The sequence below is a fragment of the Enterobacter sp. BWH52 genome, from assembly GCF_001037565.1.
GTDB lineage: Bacteria > Pseudomonadota > Gammaproteobacteria > Enterobacterales > Enterobacteriaceae > Enterobacter > Enterobacter hormaechei_C.
This window is the reverse complement of sequence record NZ_KQ089854.1, coordinates 4,257,120-4,275,672: the sequence shown is the minus strand read 5'-3', so window position 1 is coordinate 4,275,672 and position 18,553 is coordinate 4,257,120. Positions and strand designations below refer to the sequence as shown.

Annotated in this window: 11 protein-coding genes; 8 read left to right on the top strand and 3 right to left on the bottom strand. The window is 57.2% G+C overall.

What is annotated here, in order from left to right; genetic code table 11:
- Nucleotides 1–6: 6 nt before the first annotated feature.
- Genes glgC through glgP form a run of 3 tightly spaced genes read left to right on the top strand, consistent with a single transcriptional unit; the run spans nucleotide 7 to nucleotide 5,201 of the window.
- Nucleotides 7–1,302 carry a glucose-1-phosphate adenylyltransferase gene (gene glgC, locus SK47_RS20250; RefSeq protein WP_003861582.1) on the top strand — a complete coding sequence of 432 codons (1,296 nt, stop codon included), beginning with the start codon at nucleotides 7–9 and terminating at the stop codon, nucleotides 1,300–1,302.
- Complete coding sequence (gene glgA / locus SK47_RS20245) at nucleotides 1,302–2,735, top strand: glycogen synthase GlgA (protein ID WP_003861584.1); 1,434 nt, start codon at nucleotides 1,302–1,304, stop codon at nucleotides 2,733–2,735. Before glgC ends, glgA begins: the two co-directional genes overlap by 1 nt.
- An 18-nt stretch (nucleotides 2,736–2,753) precedes the next feature.
- On the top strand, nucleotides 2,754–5,201 hold the full coding sequence (glgP, locus tag SK47_RS20240; protein WP_023314966.1) for a glycogen phosphorylase: 2,448 nt from the start codon (nucleotides 2,754–2,756) through the stop codon (nucleotides 5,199–5,201).
- Between the two features lie 87 nt (nucleotides 5,202–5,288).
- Here glgP and glpD read toward each other — a convergent pair whose 3' ends face one another.
- The gene (gene glpD / locus SK47_RS20235; RefSeq protein ID WP_023314965.1) at nucleotides 5,289–6,797 is read right to left on the bottom strand and encodes a glycerol-3-phosphate dehydrogenase; all 1,509 of its coding nucleotides are present in this window, start codon (nucleotides 6,795–6,797) and stop codon (nucleotides 5,289–5,291) included.
- A gap of 254 nt (nucleotides 6,798–7,051) precedes the next feature.
- Between glpD and glpE the strand changes: the two genes are divergently transcribed.
- Genes glpE through SK47_RS20215 form a run of 3 tightly spaced genes read left to right on the top strand, consistent with a single transcriptional unit; the run spans nucleotide 7,052 to nucleotide 9,037 of the window.
- Nucleotides 7,052–7,384, top strand: coding sequence for a thiosulfate sulfurtransferase GlpE (glpE, locus tag SK47_RS20225; protein ID WP_003861590.1), 333 nt, complete (start codon nucleotides 7,052–7,054; stop codon nucleotides 7,382–7,384).
- Between the two features lie 47 nt (nucleotides 7,385–7,431).
- Complete coding sequence (gene glpG / locus SK47_RS20220; RefSeq protein ID WP_003861592.1) at nucleotides 7,432–8,262, top strand: rhomboid family intramembrane serine protease GlpG; 831 nt, start codon at nucleotides 7,432–7,434, stop codon at nucleotides 8,260–8,262.
- A 16-nt stretch (nucleotides 8,263–8,278) separates the two neighbouring features.
- Nucleotides 8,279–9,037 (top strand): DeoR/GlpR family transcriptional regulator, encoded by a 759-nt coding sequence (locus SK47_RS20215; protein WP_003861593.1) that lies wholly within the window; start codon nucleotides 8,279–8,281, stop codon nucleotides 9,035–9,037.
- 62 nt (nucleotides 9,038–9,099) lie between these two features.
- Here the strand turns inward: SK47_RS20215 and malT are convergent, their stop codons facing one another.
- Nucleotides 9,100–11,805 (bottom strand): HTH-type transcriptional regulator MalT, encoded by a 2,706-nt coding sequence (malT, locus tag SK47_RS20210; RefSeq protein WP_048244984.1) that lies wholly within the window; start codon nucleotides 11,803–11,805, stop codon nucleotides 9,100–9,102.
- 572 nt (nucleotides 11,806–12,377) lie between these two features.
- Between malT and malP the strand changes: the two genes are divergently transcribed.
- Together malP and malQ are read left to right on the top strand one after the other, a co-directional pair.
- Nucleotides 12,378–14,771, top strand: coding sequence for a maltodextrin phosphorylase (gene malP, locus SK47_RS20205; protein WP_048244982.1), 2,394 nt, complete (start codon nucleotides 12,378–12,380; stop codon nucleotides 14,769–14,771).
- Nucleotides 14,772–14,780: 9 nt separating this feature from the next.
- Entirely contained in the window at nucleotides 14,781–16,862 is a 2,082-nt protein-coding gene (malQ, locus tag SK47_RS20200; RefSeq protein ID WP_032660629.1) for a 4-alpha-glucanotransferase, read from the top strand.
- Between the two features lie 85 nt (nucleotides 16,863–16,947).
- On the opposite strand, the gene gntT is transcribed toward malQ, so the two are convergent.
- Complete coding sequence (gene gntT / locus SK47_RS20195) at nucleotides 16,948–18,264, bottom strand: gluconate transporter (RefSeq protein ID WP_017384145.1); 1,317 nt, start codon at nucleotides 18,262–18,264, stop codon at nucleotides 16,948–16,950.
- Nucleotides 18,265–18,553: the final 289 nt, after the last annotated feature.

The window sequence follows — 18,553 nt, the reverse complement described above, 5'->3', positions numbered from 1 at the left end:
TTAGTCATGGTTAGATTAGAGAAGAACGATCCGTTAATGTTGGCGCGCCAGCTACCATTAAAAACAGTTGCCCTGATACTCGCGGGCGGGCGTGGTACCCGTCTGAAAGATTTGACCATCAAGCGCGCTAAACCGGCCGTTCACTTTGGTGGTAAGTTCCGTATTATCGATTTTGCACTGTCAAACTGCCTGAACTCAGGCATTCGCCGTATTGGCGTCATTACCCAATATCAGTCGCACACGCTGGTGCAGCACATTCAGCGCGGCTGGTCATTCTTCAGCGAAGAGATGAACGAGTTTGTCGATCTGCTCCCGGCGCAGCAGCGCGTTCACGGGGAGAACTGGTACCGCGGCACGGCGGATGCCGTGACCCAAAACCTCGACATCATTCGCCGCTACAACGCGGAATACATCGTTATCCTCGCCGGGGACCACATCTACAAGCAAGATTACTCCCACATGCTGATCGACCACGTCGAAAAAGGGGCGCGCTGCACCGTGGCGTGCCTGCCGGTGCCTGTTGCGGAAGCAACCGCGTTTGGCGTGATGCATGTAGATGGCGACGACAAGATTATCGACTTTGTCGAAAAACCGGCGAACCCGCCAACCATGCCGGGAGACGACACCAAATCGCTCGCCAGCATGGGGATCTATGTCTTTGACGCCGATTATCTTTATGAACTGCTGGAAGAGGACGACAAAGACGAGAACTCCAGTCACGACTTCGGCAAAGACATTATCCCGAAAATTACCAAAGCTGGCATGGCGTATGCACACCCCTTCCCGCTGTCCTGCGTGCAGTCCGATCCGAATGCGGAACCTTACTGGCGCGATGTGGGAACGCTGGAAGCGTACTGGAAAGCCAACCTCGATCTTGCGTCCGTCACGCCTGAGCTGGATATGTACGACCAGAACTGGCCGATTCGCACCCATATGGAATCGCTGCCGCCGGCGAAGTTCGTCCAGGACCGCTCCGGCAGCCATGGTATGACGCTCAACTCGCTGGTCTCTGGCGGGTGCATTATCTCCGGTTCGGTGGTGGTGCAGTCCGTGCTGTTCCCGCGCGTGCGTATAAACTCATTCTGTAATATCGATTCGGCAGTCCTGCTGCCGGATGTATGGGTAGGGCGCTCATGTCGTCTGCGTCGCTGCGTTATCGACCGTGCCTGCGTCATTCCCGAAGGGATGGTGATTGGGGAAAACGCGGAAGAAGATGCGCGTCGTTTCTACCGTTCGGAAGAGGGGATCGTGTTAGTAACACGGGAAATGTTGCGGAAGCTGCAAATCAAACAGGAGCGATGATGCAGGTTTTACACGTATGTTCTGAGATGTTCCCGTTGTTAAAAACGGGCGGACTGGCGGATGTTCTTGGTGCACTACCGGCGGCGCAAATTGCCGGAGGGGTGGATACCCGCGTGTTGTTGCCCGCTTTTCCGGATATCCGGCGTGGTATTCCCGATGCAAAGGTTGTTACCCGTCGCGAGACCTTCGCGGGACGTATCACCCTGCTGTTTGGACATTACAATGGCACAGGGATTTACCTGATTGATGCCCCGCATTTATACGATCGACCCGGCAGCCCGTATCACGATACCAACCTGTACGCCTATACCGATAACGTGCTGCGCTTTGCCCTGCTCGGCTGGGTGGGGGCGGAGATGGCCGTCGGGCTGGATCCGTTCTGGCGTCCGAACGTGGTGCACGCGCACGACTGGCACGCGGGGCTGGCACCTGCGTATCTGGCGGCGAAGGGGCACCCGGCCAAATCGGTGTTTACGGTGCACAACCTGGCGTATCAGGGCATGTATTACGCGCATCATATGAATGACATCGATCTGCCATGGTCGTTCTTTAACATGCACGGGCTGGAGTTTAACGGACAGATTTCGTTTCTGAAGGCGGGTCTGTACTACGCCGACCATATCACGGCGGTCAGCCCAACCTACGCGCGTGAAATTACCCAGCCGGAGTTCGGTTACGGTATGGAAGGGCTGCTGCAACAGCGCCACCGTGAAGGTCGTCTGTCGGGCATTCTGAACGGCGTAGATGAACAGATCTGGAATCCGGAAACGGACCTCCTGCTGGCGGCGCGCTATGGTCGCGACTCCGTGGAGGACAAAGCGGAGAACAAGCGCCAGCTACAGATTGCGATGGGGCTGAAGGTCAACGACAAGGTACCGCTGTTTGCGGTGGTCAGCCGCCTGACCAGCCAGAAAGGGCTGGATCTGGTGCTGGAAGCGCTGCCGGGATTACTGGAGCAGGGTGGGCAACTGGCGCTGCTCGGCGCGGGCGACCCGGTATTGCAGGAAGGTTTCCTTGCGGCCGCGGCGGAACATCCGGGGCAGGTGGGCGTGCAGATTGGCTATCACGAAGCGTTCTCGCACCGCATCATGGGCGGCGCGGACGTGATTCTGGTGCCGAGCCGTTTCGAGCCCTGCGGCCTGACGCAGCTCTATGGTCTGAAATACGGCACGTTGCCGCTGGTACGCCGCACGGGCGGGCTGGCGGATACGGTGTCTGACAGCTCCCTGGAAAACCTGGCGGATGGTATCGCCAGCGGGTTTGTTTTCGAGGACAGTAATGCCTGGTCGCTGCTTCGGGCGATCCGGCGTGCTTTCGTCTTGTGGTCCCGTCCATCCCTGTGGCGTTACGTACAACGTCAGGCGATGTCCATGGACTTTGGCTGGCACGTTGCGGCGCAGTCCTACCGCGACCTTTATCAACGCTTGATGTAACGAGGCGAAGTTACTGATATGAATGCTCCATTTAGCTACTCTTCCCCCACGCTCAGCGTTGAGGCGTTGAAACACTCCATCGCCTATAAGCTGATGTTTACCATTGGGAAAGATCCCGTTATTGCCAACAAACATGAGTGGCTGAACGCCACGCTGTTTGCGGTGCGCGACCGTATGGTCGAACGCTGGCTGCGCTCCAACCGCGCCCAGCTTTCGCAGGAGACGCGACAGGTGTATTACCTGTCGATGGAGTTTCTGATTGGTCGCACCCTCTCCAATGCGCTGTTATCGCTCGGGATTTATGACGACGTCAAAAACGCACTGGAAGAGATGGGGCTGGATTTAGAAGAGCTGATTGACGAAGAGAACGACCCGGGGCTGGGTAACGGTGGTCTCGGGCGTCTTGCCGCCTGCTTCCTCGATTCACTGGCGACGCTGGCGCTGCCGGGGCGCGGCTACGGTATTCGCTACGACTATGGCATGTTCAAGCAGAACATCGTGGATGGCCGTCAGAAAGAGTCCCCGGACTACTGGCTGGAGTACGGTAACCCGTGGGAGTTCAAGCGCCACAACACGCGCTACAAGGTGCGTTTTGGCGGGCGTATTCAGCAGGAAGGTAAAAAATCCCGCTGGGTGGAAACCGAGGAGATCCTGGCCGTGGCCTACGACCAGATCATCCCCGGCTACGACACCGATGCGACCAATACGCTGCGCCTGTGGAACGCGCAGGCCAGTAGCGAGATCAACCTGGGTAAATTCAACCAGGGCGACTACTTCGCGGCGGTGGAAGATAAAAACCACTCTGAGAACGTGTCCCGCGTCCTGTATCCGGATGACTCGACCTACTCAGGCCGCGAGCTGCGCCTGCGTCAGGAGTATTTCCTCGTCTCGGCAACGATTCAGGATATCCTTAGCCGTCACTATCAGCTGCACAAAACCTATGCGAATCTGGCGGAAAAAACCGCTATTCACCTCAACGATACCCATCCGGTGCTGTCGATCCCTGAGCTGATGCGCCTGCTGATTGACGAGCATAAGTTCAGCTGGGATGACGCGTTTGAAGTAACCTGCCAGGTGTTCTCGTACACCAACCATACGCTGATGAGTGAAGCGCTGGAGACGTGGCCGGTGGATATGCTCGGCAAAATTCTGCCGCGCCATCTGCAAATCATCTTCGAGATCAATGACTACTTCCTCAAGACCTTGCAGGAGCAGTACCCGAACGATACCGGTCTGCTGAGCCGCGCCTCGATCATTGATGAATCCAACGGGCGTCGCGTACGCATGGCCTGGCTGGCGGTGGTGATCAGCCACAAGGTCAACGGCGTATCAGAGCTGCATTCGAACCTGATGGTGCAGTCGCTGTTTGCGGACTTCGCGAAGATCTTCCCGACGCGTTTCTGCAACGTGACCAACGGCGTCACCCCGCGCCGCTGGCTGGCGCTGGCGAACCAGCCGCTCTCCGACGTTCTGGATGAGAACATTGGCCGCACCTGGCGCACCGATTTGAGCCAGCTGAGCGAGCTTGAGCAGCACATCGATTTCCCGACGGTGAACAAAGCGGTACGGGAAGCCAAGCTGCTGAACAAGAAGCGTCTGGCGGTCTGGCTGGCGATGCATCTGAACGTGGTGGCGAACCCGAAAGCGCTGTTCGACGTGCAGATCAAACGTATCCACGAGTACAAGCGTCAGCTGATGAATGTCCTGCACGTCATTACCCACTACAACCGCATTAAGGCTGACCCGACGGCGGAGTGGGTGCCGCGTGTGAAAATCTTTGCCGGTAAGGCGGCCTCCGCGTATTACATGGCGAAGCACATCATTCATCTCATCAACGATGTTGCGAAGGTGGTGAACCACGATCCGGACATTGGCGATAAGCTGAAGGTAGTGTTTATCCCGAACTACAGCGTGAGCCTGGCGCAGCTGATCATTCCGGCGGCGGATCTCTCTGAGCAGATTTCCACGGCGGGGACGGAAGCATCCGGCACCAGCAACATGAAGTTTGCCCTGAACGGCGCGCTGACTATCGGCACGCTGGACGGCGCAAATGTCGAAATGCTGGAGCATGTGGGCGCGGAGAATATCTTTATCTTCGGGAATACGGCGGAAGAGGTGGAGGCGCTGCGCAAGCAGGGCTACTCGCCGCGTGAGTATTATGAAGAGGATGAAGAGTTACGCCAGGTGCTGACGCAAATCGCCACCGGAGTGTTTAACCCTGAGGAGCCTGGGCGCTATCGTGACCTGGTGGACTCGCTGATTAACTTTGGCGATCACTATCAGGTGCTGGCGGATTACCGCAGCTACGTGGATTGTCAGGATAAGGTGGACGAACTGTACCGTCAGCAGGAGAAGTGGACCAGCACCGCGATGCATAACATCGCCAACATGGGCTACTTCTCGTCAGACAGGACCATCAAAGAGTATGCCGAGAATATCTGGCATATTGATCCGGTGCGGTTGTAAAAACAAAGCCCGGTGGCGCTGCGCTTACCGGGCCTACGGGATCGAGTAGGCCGGGTAAGGCGGAGCCGACACCCGGCTTTTTTTCAATTACGACGCCAGCGACAATTCACGCTTTCCCGCATGTTGCGCCAGCCACTGCGCCACGCGAGACTGCTGCTCGGCATTCAGCCACATCCCTTCTTTAGTACGACGCCAGATGGCATCGTCCAGACGGCGCACCCACTCGTGTTCCACCAGGTAGCGCAGCTCGGCTTCGTATAGCTCATGGCCAAAATGCTCGCCCAGATCGGCAATCTCTTTCGCGTCGCCGAGGAACAGTTCGGTGTTGCTGCCGTAGGTGCGGGCGTAGTGGCGCGCCATGCCTTCGGTAATGAACGGGAAGCGGCGACGCAGCTTCGCGGCGTAATCGTCGCGGTTATCGCCGATATCGCCGCCAGGCAGCACGGCGCCTTTCGTCCACGCCGGGCCGATGCCTTTGTAATACGGCGCCAGTTTCTCCAGCGCGTGCTCCGCCAGTTTACGGTAGGTGGTGAGCTTACCGCCAAACACGGAGAGCAGAGGCGCCTGACCGTCAACGTCGTGAATATCAAGCGTATAGTCACGGGTGATGGCCTGCGGTGAGTCAGACTCGTCATCACACAGCGGACGCACGCCGGAGTAGGTCCAGACCACGTCATCGCGCGCCAGCTGTTTCTTAAAGTGCGCGTTGTACACTTTCAACAGGTAGCTGACTTCACTCTCGTCGATCTCAACGTTTTTCGGATCGCCTTTGTACTCCACGTCGGTGGTGCCGATGATGGAGAACTCGTCCATCCACGGGATCACAAACACAATGCGCTTGTCTTCATTTTGCAGGATATAAGCCTGTTTCTGGGTATGCACGCGCGGCACCACGATGTGGCTGCCCTTAATCAGGCGGATGCCGTACGGTGAAGGCAGGTGCATGCCGTCGTCGAAGAACTGTTTCACCCACGGGCCGGTGGCATTCACCAGGCCGCGCGCTTTCCAGCTAAACTTCTCGCCGGTATCCACGTCTTCCGCTTCCACAATCCACAGGCCGTTTTCGCGGCGTGCGGCGGTGGCGCGGGTGCGGGTTTTCACCTCGCCGCCTTTCTTCTCGACCATCTGCGCGTTAGCCAGTACCAGACGCGCATCGTCCACCCAGCAGTCGGAATATTCGAAACCGCGCACGATTTCAGGCTTAAGGACCGATTCTGAGCCAAAACGCAAACCGGTTGAACCCGGCAGGCTGGTGCGTTTACCCAGATGATCGTACATAAACAGACCGATGCGGATCATCCACGCCGGACGCAGATGCGGGCGATGGGGCAGGCGGAAGCGCATCGGGATCGCCAGATGTGGGGCCATTTTCAGCAGCACTTCGCGTTCGGCCAGCGCTTCGCTGACAAGGCGGAATTCGTAGTGTTCCAGGTAGCGCAGGCCACCGTGGATCAGCTTGGAGCTGGCGGACGACGTCGCGCAGGCGAGATCGTTAGCTTCCAGCATCAGCACGGATAAACCGCGTCCTGCGGCATCAACCGCAATACCGGCACCGTTGATGCCACCGCCTATCACAATCAGATCTTTGGTTTCCATAACACCCTCATGCACTTTCGTTAAAGCTCAAAAATGTTCGATATCGCTCATAATAGCAAAGGAACGCGCTTTTGGTAACATCAAAAAAACAATTTAGAGTGATATGGATAACATAATGGCGTTTACCCGCCGCCAGGACGTACACTACGGGGTAAAATCGTGCGGTCTGATGCCCTCACCCCAGCCCTCTCCCTCCGGGAGAGGGTAGGGTGAGGGGAAAACCGCACCACACCTGAATATAAGATGAGAACACCATGGATCAGTTTGAATGTATTAACGTAGAAGAAGCCCACCAGAAGATGCACCAGGGAAAAGCGGTGCTGGTGGATATCCGCGATCCGCAGAGCTTTGCGATGGGCCACACGCCGGGCGCGTTCCATCTCACCAACGACACGCTGGGCGCGTTTATGCGCGATAACGACTTCGATACCCCGGTGATGGTGATGTGCTATCACGGCAACAGCAGTAAAGGCGCGGCGCAGTATCTGCTCCAGCAGGGTTACGAGGCGGTATACAGCGTCGATGGCGGCTTCGATGCCTGGCATCGTCATTTCCCGGCAGAAGTTGAATACGCGTTTGAGCGCTGATCCCGCTATACTGTCCCCTTTTGTGTGGAAATAAGCGACCGCTGCCCATGTTGATGATCACCTCTTTTAGCAACCCGCGCGTCGCCCAGGCGTTTGTCGACTATATGGCGACGCAGGGCATTATCCTGACTATTCAGCAGCATACACAGACGGATGTCTGGCTGGCAGACGAAAGCCAGGCTGGGCGTGTGAACGCCGAGCTGGCGCGTTTCCTGGAAAACCCGGGCGACCCGCGTTATCTGGCGGCAAGCTGGCAATCCGGCCAGACCGGCAGTGGCCTGCACTATCAACGTTTTCCGTTTCTCGCCACCCTCCGCGAGCGCGCAGGACCGTTTACGCTGCTTTTGATGGTAGCCTGCATCATCGTCTTCATTATTATGAGCGTGGTGGGTGACCAGAGCGTGATGATTGCCCTCGCATGGCCGTACGATCCCTCCCTGCAATTTGACGTCTGGCGCTACTTCACGCATGCGCTGATGCACTTCTCGGTGATGCATATCCTCTTTAACCTGCTGTGGTGGTGGTATCTCGGCGGGGCGGTGGAGAAGCGGCTCGGCAGCGGCAAGCTGATTGTGATCACCCTTATCAGCGCCCTGTTAAGCGGCTACGTGCAGCATAAATTCAGCGGTCCATGGTTTGGCGGGTTATCCGGCGTGGTGTACGCCCTGATGGGTTACGCCTGGCTCAGAGGCGAGCGCGACCCGGATAGCGGCATCTATTTACAACGTGGATTAATAACCTTTGCGTTAATATGGCTTATTGCCGGATGGTTTGATCTGTTTGGTATGTCTATCGCCAATGGTGCGCACGTTACCGGCCTGGCGGTCGGGCTGGCGATGGCGTTGGCCGATACGCTCCATGCGCGAAAGCGAACATAATTCCCAGGGATATTTCATGAAACAAACACAACGTCATGACGCCATTATCGAACTGGTAAAAAAACAGGGATACGTCAGTACTGAAGAGCTGGTGGAGCAGTTTGCCGTTAGCCCGCAAACCATCCGTCGTGACCTCAACGACCTGGCCGATCAGAACCGTATTCTGCGTCACCACGGCGGTGCCGCGCTGCCGTCCAGCTCGGTGAACACCTCATGGCATGACCGTAAGGCGACGCAAACGGCAGAGAAAGAGCGTATCGCCCGTAAAGTGGCGAGCCAGATCCCGAACGGCGCGACGCTGTTTATTGATATCGGCACCACGCCGGAAGCGGTCGCCCATGCGCTGCTGAACCACGAGAACCTCCGCGTGGTGACCAACAACCTGAACGTGGCCAACACGTTGATGCAGAAAGACGATTTCCGCATCATCCTCGCGGGCGGCGAACTGCGCAGCCGCGACGGGGGCATTATCGGCGAAGCGACGCTCGATTTTATCTCTCAGTTTCGCCTCGATTTCGGCATTCTGGGGATCAGCGGCATCGACACCGACGGCTCGCTGCTGGAGTTTGATTACCACGAGGTGCGCACCAAGCGCGCGATCATTGAGAACTCACGCCACGTAATGCTGGTGGTGGATCACTCCAAGTTTGGTCGTAACGCGATGGTGAACATGGGCAGCATCAGCATGGTGGATGCGGTTTATACTGATGTGATGCCACCGGCGGGCGTGATGCAGGTGATTAAAGATAATAATTTGCAGTTAGAGTTATGTTGAGAAGCCATTCTCCCTCTCCCTGTGGGAGAGGGCCGGGGTGAGGGCATCAGACCGCAAAGGATTTACACTCCGTACCCCATCATCTTCAACAGCTGCTGCGCATGCTGCACCGCATCCTGACGGTGCGCCACGCCCAGCTTCTGATACAGATTGCGAATGTGCGTTTTGATGGTGGTCGCCGCCACCGCCAGCTCACCGGCAATCTGCTCGTTGCTGTAGCCTGAATAGATCAGCCCCAGCACCTGCCATTCACGCTGGGTGAGCGGGCTGGTACGGATAAGCTCCGGCACTTCCGGATGGTTCAGCAGACGTTCAACAAAGTTCTCATCGAAGTGCGCAAACTTGTGGCGATGATGCTGGTTAATCTCGCGCAGAATGCGCTGGGCGCGATGCTGATCGAGTTCCGGCAGTGTGTTGAGTTGAATCAGCTGGCGCAGCTGCTGGGCCATCACTTCACCCTCAATCACAAAGTGGCTGATAAACCCGGTGCGGTTCGCCAGCTGCAACGCTTCCAGCAGTACGCGCTGGGCATCGTTTTTACGTCCTGCCTGCCAGTAAAGCTGGTTTAACAGCAGCAGGTTGCGGTTTAAATCGCTCATCAGGCGCAGGCTGCGGGCGTTTTCGTTTAACTCTTCCAGCACGATATCGGCAGGCTCAAAGTCACCCAGCAGGATCTGCACGCGGGCAATATTGCGCCACTGGCTTTGCAAGAAGTGGTTATTGGCAAATTCCGGTTTAGGCGTGTGACGCAGCCAGTTGGCGGCGGACTTTTTATCGCCGGTCATCTGCCAGTAAATCACCCTGACCTTATCGGCGTTGGAGACCCAGTCGCTATGGTACTGTCCGTTGCCGAGCAGATTTTCCAGGCGGTTAAGGTGGTTACGGGCATTATCCAGGTCGCCGCGTGCCAGCGAGCACTGCACCAGCAGAGCCAGACACTGGAGCTGCTGCTGCGGCTGGAAGCTCGAAAGGACATTCAGACCCTGGCGGGCGCAGCTTTCTGCTTCATCCAGACGCGACCATGCCCACAGCAGCTGAGCGCGAATACGCAACAGGAACTCGTGCATCGGCAGCTGTTCCAGATGTTGTTCACGGATCAGCTGGAACGCTTTCTCCTGGTTTTCCCAGGCTGCTTGCAGAAACCCCTGAGCAAATAAAATCTCGCTTTGCTGGATCAGGCTCCACAGGGCGTAATGCCAGACATCGTGGCGGCGCGCCATCTGTTCGGTTTGCTGCATGAGTGAAAGCGAACGCGTGAGATCGCCCTTACAGTGCAGCACTTCGCCGTGTACCGAGGTGGCCACAATACGGCTGTAAAAATTCGCCAGCGGCAGCTCATCCAGCGCGACCATCGCCAGCCGTTCAGCTTCATCCGGGTCCCCGTCGTTAATCGCCACCTGTGCGCGCAGGGCGTTAAATTCGCCGTGCAGGGTGGTATCCATCTCGCTTTCCATCTCCTGCTCGGCGCGCGCCAGCAGGGTGTTCACTTCGCTGTAGCGATGCTGGCTCTGCATCAGCCAGGCCTGGAGCAGCACCAGACGCGGATTCTCCAGCAGGCTTTCCCACGGCAGCGCTTTTAACGACTCTTCCAGCAGCGTCAGTTCGCTGTGGTTGAACAGTCCCCACGCGTGGTTGAGCAGAATATCGCGCAGCATACCGGCATCCCCGGCGGCCAGCGCATGGTGGATAGCCTCGCTCGGGAAACCTTGCGCCATCCAGCTTTCGGCGGCGGCGCGGTGAATGTCAGGCAGCTCTGCGGCCAGCTCCCACTGGCAACGCTGGCGCAGGAAGCTGCCAAACAGCGGATGGTAGCTAAACCATTCGCCGTGATCGTCCATGCGCGTCAGGAACAGACCCTGACGTTCAATCTCTTCGAGCTGGAGCTGCCCGTTTTCAATACCGGTGACGCGCACAATCAGCGCGTCGTTCATGGAGCGCAGCAGGGAGCTTTTCAGCAGGAAATGGCGGGTGGAGAGGTCAACGCTGTCGAGTACCTCATCCACCAGATAATCCGACAGGTGGCTGGCGTTGATGCCCGCCAGGCGGCGTGCGGACTGATGCGTCGGGCTGTTGTTTTGCCGCGCGGAGAGGGCAATCAGCTGCAGCGCCGTGGCCCAGCCGGCAACGTCATCGCACAGGCGGCTGCTTTCAGACGCCTCAATCGGAGACGTCAGACGGCAGTCAAAGAACTGCTTCGCTTCCTGATGGGTAAAGGCCAGCTGCTGACTGCCGATTTCCAGAAGCTGATCGCGCACCCGCAGGTTGGCAATGCCCAACTGCGGAAGGTTACGCGACAGGACAACCAGCGTCAGGTTTTCCGGCTGATGGCGCAGGAAGAAACGCATGGACTCGTGAATAACCGGGTTGGTGATCAGATGATAATCATCAATCACCACATACAGCGGGCGATGCCATTCGGCCAGCTCGATAAACAGCTGGGAGAAAAGAGAGGACAGGCTGGCGTACTGGCGCTTTTGCACCATCACCTCGCTGGTGACGCAGTGTCCGTTGGTCGCCTGCTGAATCGCGGCAATTAAATAGCTGGCAAAACGCTCCTGCTGGTTATCACCCTCATCCAGGGAGTACCAGCCAAGATCGCTTTTACCTGCCGCCCATTGCGAAATGAGCGTTGTTTTTCCATAACCCGCAGGACTCGTAACCAGCGCCAGTCGGAAATTATGCGCACCGGAAAGTTTAGCCAGCAGGCGCTCGCGGACCACAGTATGGTCAAGACGAACCGGGCGACTTAATTTGGACGGAATCAACATAGTTTTCACTTCACTGTGGGGAACGAGAGAATTTATTTTTTTTGCGCTTCGTAATTAATATCTATAAGTTCGGCCAATAGAGGAACTATTGCAAGTTATGTCTGGGTTTGGAGGCTCTGAATTTGCACTCTGTCACAAAACATTCTCATCACTGATGGAACTTTCCGTAAATGGCTGGATGCCGCGCTGCTTCTGGCTTGTCTGCATGACGCTCGGTTGCGCTGAAACTGGTTTCAGAAAGAGATAATGACGGTGAAGTTAATTAACTTTGGGGAAAGTTGCATGGGCTTAATAGTGGTGCTGAATAATCCCGACGCGCGGAAATATTATTCTACGTAAGTAATCATTTCAGCGATGATTAATTTCTTCCGAAACTGCATTTCATTTCTTTGACGTTCTTCCGGGATCGCTTTTTCCGCGAAGCGCACACTTACACAGTGGCCTCGATCACACTTTTATGCTCATCCCCGCTACTCCTCCCTGCCTAATCCCCGACAGGAGGAGGAAGAGGCGCAATGAGCCAGGCACACTAGCGCCAAATGTGTTTTCTCTCTACAGGATGCCGATTCCCTATGTCACAGCCTACTTTCAACAAAGCTCAATTTCAGGCTGCCCTGACGCGTCAGTGGCAGTGTTTTGGCCTTCATGCTGCAAACGAGATGACGCCTCACCAGTGGTGGCAGGCGGTGAGCGGGGCGCTCGCAGAACAGCTGGACGCTCAGCCTGTGGCGAAGCCTGTGAAAGGCCAGCGTCACGTCAACTACATTTCGATGGAGTTCCTGATTGGCCGTCTGACGGGTAACAATCTGCTGAACCTTGGCTGGTATCAGGAGGTCGGTGACGTGCTGAAAGAACACGACATCAACCTGACCGATCTGCTGGAAGAAGAGGTTGACCCGGCGCTGGGTAACGGCGGTCTGGGACGTCTGGCAGCCTGCTTCCTGGATTCCATGGCAACGGTGGGCCAGTCGGCGATTGGCTATGGCCTGAACTATCAGTACGGCCTGTTCCGTCAGTCATTTGCCGACGGCCATCAGATGGAAGCGCCGGACGACTGGCACCGCAATACCTATCCGTGGTTCCGCCACAACGCGCAGCTGGATGTGCAGGTCGGGATTGGCGGGAAAGTCACGAAGCAGGGACTCTGGGAACCGGCGTTCACCATTACCGGTGAAGCCTGGGACCTGCCGGTACTCGGCTACCGTAACGGCGTGGCGCAGCCGCTGCGTCTGTGGCAGGCGAAGCACGCGCATCCGTTTAACCTGACCAAATTCAACGACGGTGACTTCCTGCGCGCCGAGCAGCAGGGGATCGACGCCGAGAAGCTGACCAAAGTCCTCTATCCGAACGATAATCATCTGGCGGGTAAAAAGCTGCGTCTGATGCAGCAGTACTTCCAGTGCGCCTGCTCCGTGGCGGACATTCTGCGTCGACACCACCTGGCGGGCCGCAAGCTGGCTCAACTGCCGGACTTCGAAGTTATTCAGCTTAACGACACGCATCCGACCATTGCCATCCCGGAACTGCTGCGCGTGCTGATCGACGAGCATCAGCTGAGCTGGGACGACGCCTGGGCCATCACCAGCCGCACCTTCGCCTACACCAACCACACCCTGATGCCGGAAGCGCTGGAGTGCTGGGATGAGAAGCTGGTGAAAACGCTGCTGCCGCGCCATATGCAGATCATCAATAAGATTAACGACCAGTTCAAAACGCTGGTGGAGAAAACCTGGCCGGGTGACAAAGCCGTCTGGGCGAAGCTGGCCGTGGTATACGACAAACAGGTGCGCATGGCGAACATGTGCGTGGTCAGCGGCTTTGCGGTGAACGGCGTGGCGGCGCTGCACTCGGATCTGGTGGTCAAAGATCTCTTCCCGGAATACCACCAGCTGTGGCCGACCAAATTCCATAACGTGACCAACGGCATCACGCCGCGTCGCTGGATCAAGCAGTGCAACCCGCTGCTGGCCGGCCTGCTGGACAAAACCCTGAAGAAAGAGTGGGCCAACGACCTGGACCAGCTCATCAACCTGGAAAAACAGGCCGACAACGCGAAGTTCCGCGAGCAGTACCGCGCTATTAAGCTGGAGAACAAGGTTCGCCTGGCGGCGTTCGTGAAAGCGCGCACCGGGATTGAGATCAACCCAAATGCGATTTTCGATATCCAGATCAAACGCCTGCACGAGTACAAACGTCAGCACCTGAACCTGCTGCACATTCTGGCGCTGTATAAAGAGATCCGCGAGAATCCACAGGCCGACCGCGTTCCGCGCGTGTTCCTGTTCGGTGCGAAAGCGGCGCCGGGCTACTACCTGGCGAAAAACATTATCCTCGCCATTAATAAAGTGGCGGCGGCGATCAACAACGATCCGAAAGTGGGCGACAAGCTGAAGGTGGTGTTCCTGCCGGACTACTGCGTTTCTGCGGCTGAAATGCTGATCCCGGCGGCGGATATTTCCGAGCAGATCTCTACCGCCGGTAAAGAAGCGTCCGGTACCGGCAACATGAAGCTGGCCCTGAACGGTGCGCTGACCGTCGGCACGCTGGACGGTGCGAACGTCGAAATTGCCGAGAAGGTCGGCGAAGAGAACATCTTTATCTTCGGCCATACTGTTGAAGAAGTGAAAGCCATCAAAGCCAAAGGGTACGACCCGGTGAAATGGCGTAAAAAAGACAAAGTGCTGGATGCGGTGCTCAAAGAGCTGGAAAGCGGGAAGTACAGCGACGGCGACAAGCACGCGTTTGACCAGATGCTGCACAGCATGGACAAACAGGGCGGCGACCCGTACCTGGTGATGGCTGACTTCTCGGCTTATGTTGAAGCGCAGAAGCAGGTCGACGTGCTGTATCGCGACCAGGATGCCTGGACCCGCGCGTGTATCCTGAACACCGCGCGCTGCGGTATGTTCAGCTCTGACCGCTCAATCCGTGATTATCAGGCTCGTATCTGGCAGGCAAAACGCTAAGGAAGCGCGATGGAGAGTAAACGTCTGGACAGTGCCGCGCAGGCGGCGGGAATTAGCCTCAGTTACATCAATGCGCACGGCAAACCGCAGTCTATTGGTGCGGACACCAAAAGACGTTTGCTGGATGCCATGCACAAAACCGACGCGAAAGCGTCGGGTGCGCCGGTGCCGAACGTGAAGGTCTTTACCGCGGGCAAAAAGATGCCGCTGGCGGTGGAAGGGCGCGGCGAGTTCAGCTGGCTGCTCACCACCGAAGAGGGGCATCAGCACAAAGGCCATGCCACAGGCGGCAAAACCCTTAACCTTCCGGCGAAGCTGCCGGAGGGCTACCACACGCTTACGCTTACCCGGGACGACCAGCGTTTTCACTGTCGGGTGATCGTGGCGCCAAAGCGTTGCTATGAGCCGCAGGCGCTGCTTGAAGGCAAAAAGCTGTGGGGCGCCTGCGTGCAGCTCTATACCCTGCGTTCGGACAGCAACTGGGGCATTGGCGATTTTGGCGACCTGAAAAAGATGCTGGCATCCGTGGGCGAGCGCGGCGGCGCGTTCATCGGCCTCAACCCGATCCACGCCCTCTATCCGGCCAACCCGGAAAGCGCCAGCCCGTACAGCCCGTCTTCCCGCCGCTGGCTGAACGTGATCTACATCGACGTTAACGCGTTAGACGATTTCAAAAACAGCAAAGAGGCGCAGGCGTGGTGGAAGCTTGAGACCACCCAACAGATGCTGAAACAGGCCCGCGATGCGGACTGGGTCGATTATGCCTCCGTGACCGCGCTGAAAATGGCGGCGCTGCGTCTGGCATGGAAGGGCTTTGCGAAGCGTGACGACGAGCAGATGGCAGCCTTCCGCCAGTTTGTGATGCAGGAAGGCGAGAGCCTTTACTGGCAGGCAGCGTTTGATGCGCTGCATGCGTATCAGGTCCAGGAGGATGAGATGCGCTGGGGCTGGCCGGTGTGGCCGGAAGCGTATCAGTCCGTGGATACCCCGGAAGTGAAGGCGTTCTGTGAGACGCATGCCGACGAGGTGGATTTCTATCTCTGGTTGCAGTGGCTGGCGTACAGCCAGTTTGCCGCCTGCTGGCAGGTGAGCCAGGGCTATAACATGCCGATCGGGCTGTATCGCGATCTGGCCGTCGGCGTGGCGGAAGGCGGGGCGGAAACCTGGTGTGACCGCGAGCTTTACTGCCTGAATGCTTCGGTGGGTGCGCCGCCGGATATTCTGGGCCCGCTTGGTCAGAACTGGGGCTTACCGCCAATGGATCCGCACGTGATGGCGGCGCGTGCCTACGAGCCGTTTATCGACCTGCTGCGCGCTAACATGCAGAACTGCGGCGCGTTGCGTATCGACCACGTGATGTCCGTGCTGCGCCTGTGGTGGATCCCGTACGGTGAAACGGCTGACCACGGGGCGTACGTGCAATATCCGGTGGACGATTTGCTCTCAATCCTCGCGCTGGAGAGTAAACGTCATCAGTGCATGGTGATTGGCGAAGATCTCGGAACCGTGCCGGTGGAAATTGTCAGTAAGCTCCGCGACAGCGGCGTCTACTCCTACAAAGTGCTGTATTTTGAAAACGACCATGAGAAAACCTTCCGCGCGCCGAAAGCGTACCCTGAACAGTCAATGGCAGTCGCGACGACGCATGATCTTCCTACGCTCAGAGGCTACTGGGAAAGCGGCGACCTGACGCTCGGCAAAACGTTAGGTCTCTACCCGGATGAAGAGGTTCTGCGCGGGCTATATCAGGATCGCGAGCTGGCGAAGCAGGGGCTGCTGGACGCGCTGCATAAACATGGCTGTCTGCCGAAGCGCGCCGGGCATAAGGCGTCGCTGATGTCGATGACGCCAACGCTTAATCGTGGCTTACAGCGCTATATTGCCGACAGCAACAGCGCATTGCTCGGTCTGCAACCGGAAGACTGGATTGATATGGCGGAGCCGGTAAACATCCCCGGCACCAGCTATCAATACAAAAACTGGCGACGCAAACTGTCCACAACGCTTGAAGCGATGTTCGCCGATGACGGGGTGAACAGGTTGATTAAGGATTTGGACAAGCGCAGAAGAGCGGTGGGTAATAAGCGGTAGTTTCACCCTCACCCTAACCCTCTCCCAGAGGGAGAGGGAATAGAATGTAGGCCGGGTAAGCGTCAGCGCTACCCGGCTTTTTACATCAAACCACCATATTCAACAGCAGCACTCCGACCAGACCGCACACCGAAATAATGGTTTCCAGCGCGGACCAGGACTTGATGGTTTCACCGATGGTCAGGTTGAAGTACTCCTTGAACAGCCAGAAGCCCGGATCGTTCACGTGGGAGAAAATCACGCTGCCCGAACCGACCGCGATAACCATCAGTTCAGGGCTGACGCCCGTCGTGGCAATCAGCGGTGCCACGATGCCGCCTGCGGTAATCGCCGCAACGGTCGCAGAGCCCAGCGCAATACGCAGAACGGCGGCGATAGACCACGCCATCAGCAGCGGCGATACGTTGGTTTCATGCATCATGGCAGCGATGTATTTATCCACGCCGCTGTCGACCAGCACCTGCTTGAACGCGCCGCCACCGCCGATGATCAGCAGCATCATGGCAATGATTTTGATGGAAGAGGTCAGCGTGTCGTTGATCTGATCCATGGAGCGACCGCGGTTAAGACCGAAGGTAAACATCGCAATCAATACCGCAATCAGCGTTGCCATTACCGGGTCGCCCAGGAACTCCGCAACGGACAGGAACGCGTGACCTTTCGGCAGAACCATCTCTGCTATGGCACGCATCGCCATCAGGATCACCGGTACCAGTGAGGTCCAGACGCTGACGCCAAAGCCTGGCATCTCTTCTTCAGTAAAGGTTTTGGCGCTGTACAGCCCTTCCGGGATAGGCTTATCGATGCCTTTCAGGAAGCGCGCATACACCGGGCCTGCCAGAATCACCGTCGGGATCGCCAGAATCGTACCGAACAGCAGGGTTTTACCCATATCGGCGTGGAAGATGGTGGCGATAGCCGTTGGACCCGGGTGCGGCGGCAGGAAACCGTGGGTGACGGACAGCGCCGCAGCCATCGGCACGCCCACGAACAGCAGCGGGATGTTGGCGGCAGCGGCGATGGTGAACACCAGCGGCAGCATCAGGACGAAGCCCACTTCATAGAACAGTGCGAAACCGACGGTAAAACCGGTTAACACCACCGCCCACTGAATGTTCTTCTTACCAAATTTGTCGATCAGCGTGGTGGCAATACGCTGCGCGCCACCGCAGTCCGCGAGCATTTTACCGAGCATGGCGCCGAAGCCCATGATCAGCGCCAGGCTGCCGAGCGTACCGCCGACACCGGCTTTAATGGAGCTGATAACTTTAACCAGCGGCATTCCCTGCATCAGACCGACTGCAAGTGCCACCAGAACCAGAGCGATAAATCCGTTCATTTTGAAGCGGATCATCAAGAGCAGTAATAACACAACACCGATAGCGACGATGACTAATGGCATGATTGACCTGGCCTTTGAATTGTTATGGGTAACGTCATTGTTTCAACGACAAATTCCGGTTGTCCCAACTGGGAACAGAGTGTTAACGGCACTCATACTGATGCCTGCGAAAACGTTAAGTTTAGTCGGCTGTTATAAGGGTGTTGAGTGCCCACGAGAATGATACGGGTAACATGACGTGATTGAGAATCACCCAGGGAGGCAAAATTTGAATTATGAGACGCAGGTCAACATATAGAGGGGGAGGCAAGAAAATATAGGCCCGGTAAGCGCAGCGCCACCGGGCAAT

Coding starts and splice junctions, on each gene's coding strand:
- glgC (WP_003861582.1), top strand. CDS start 7: ATGGTTAGATTAGAGAAGAACGATCCGTTAATGTTGGCGCGCCAGCTA.
- glgA (WP_003861584.1), top strand. CDS start 1,302: ATGCAGGTTTTACACGTATGTTCTGAGATGTTCCCGTTGTTAAAAACG.
- glgP (WP_023314966.1), top strand. CDS start 2,754: ATGAATGCTCCATTTAGCTACTCTTCCCCCACGCTCAGCGTTGAGGCG.
- glpD (WP_023314965.1), bottom strand. CDS start 6,797: ATGGAAACCAAAGATCTGATTGTGATAGGCGGTGGCATCAACGGTGCC.
- glpE (WP_003861590.1), top strand. CDS start 7,052: ATGGATCAGTTTGAATGTATTAACGTAGAAGAAGCCCACCAGAAGATG.
- glpG (WP_003861592.1), top strand. CDS start 7,432: ATGTTGATGATCACCTCTTTTAGCAACCCGCGCGTCGCCCAGGCGTTT.
- SK47_RS20215 (WP_003861593.1), top strand. CDS start 8,279: ATGAAACAAACACAACGTCATGACGCCATTATCGAACTGGTAAAAAAA.
- malT (WP_048244984.1), bottom strand. CDS start 11,805: ATGTTGATTCCGTCCAAATTAAGTCGCCCGGTTCGTCTTGACCATACT.
- malP (WP_048244982.1), top strand. CDS start 12,378: ATGTCACAGCCTACTTTCAACAAAGCTCAATTTCAGGCTGCCCTGACG.
- malQ (WP_032660629.1), top strand. CDS start 14,781: ATGGAGAGTAAACGTCTGGACAGTGCCGCGCAGGCGGCGGGAATTAGC.
- gntT (WP_017384145.1), bottom strand. CDS start 18,264: ATGCCATTAGTCATCGTCGCTATCGGTGTTGTGTTATTACTGCTCTTG.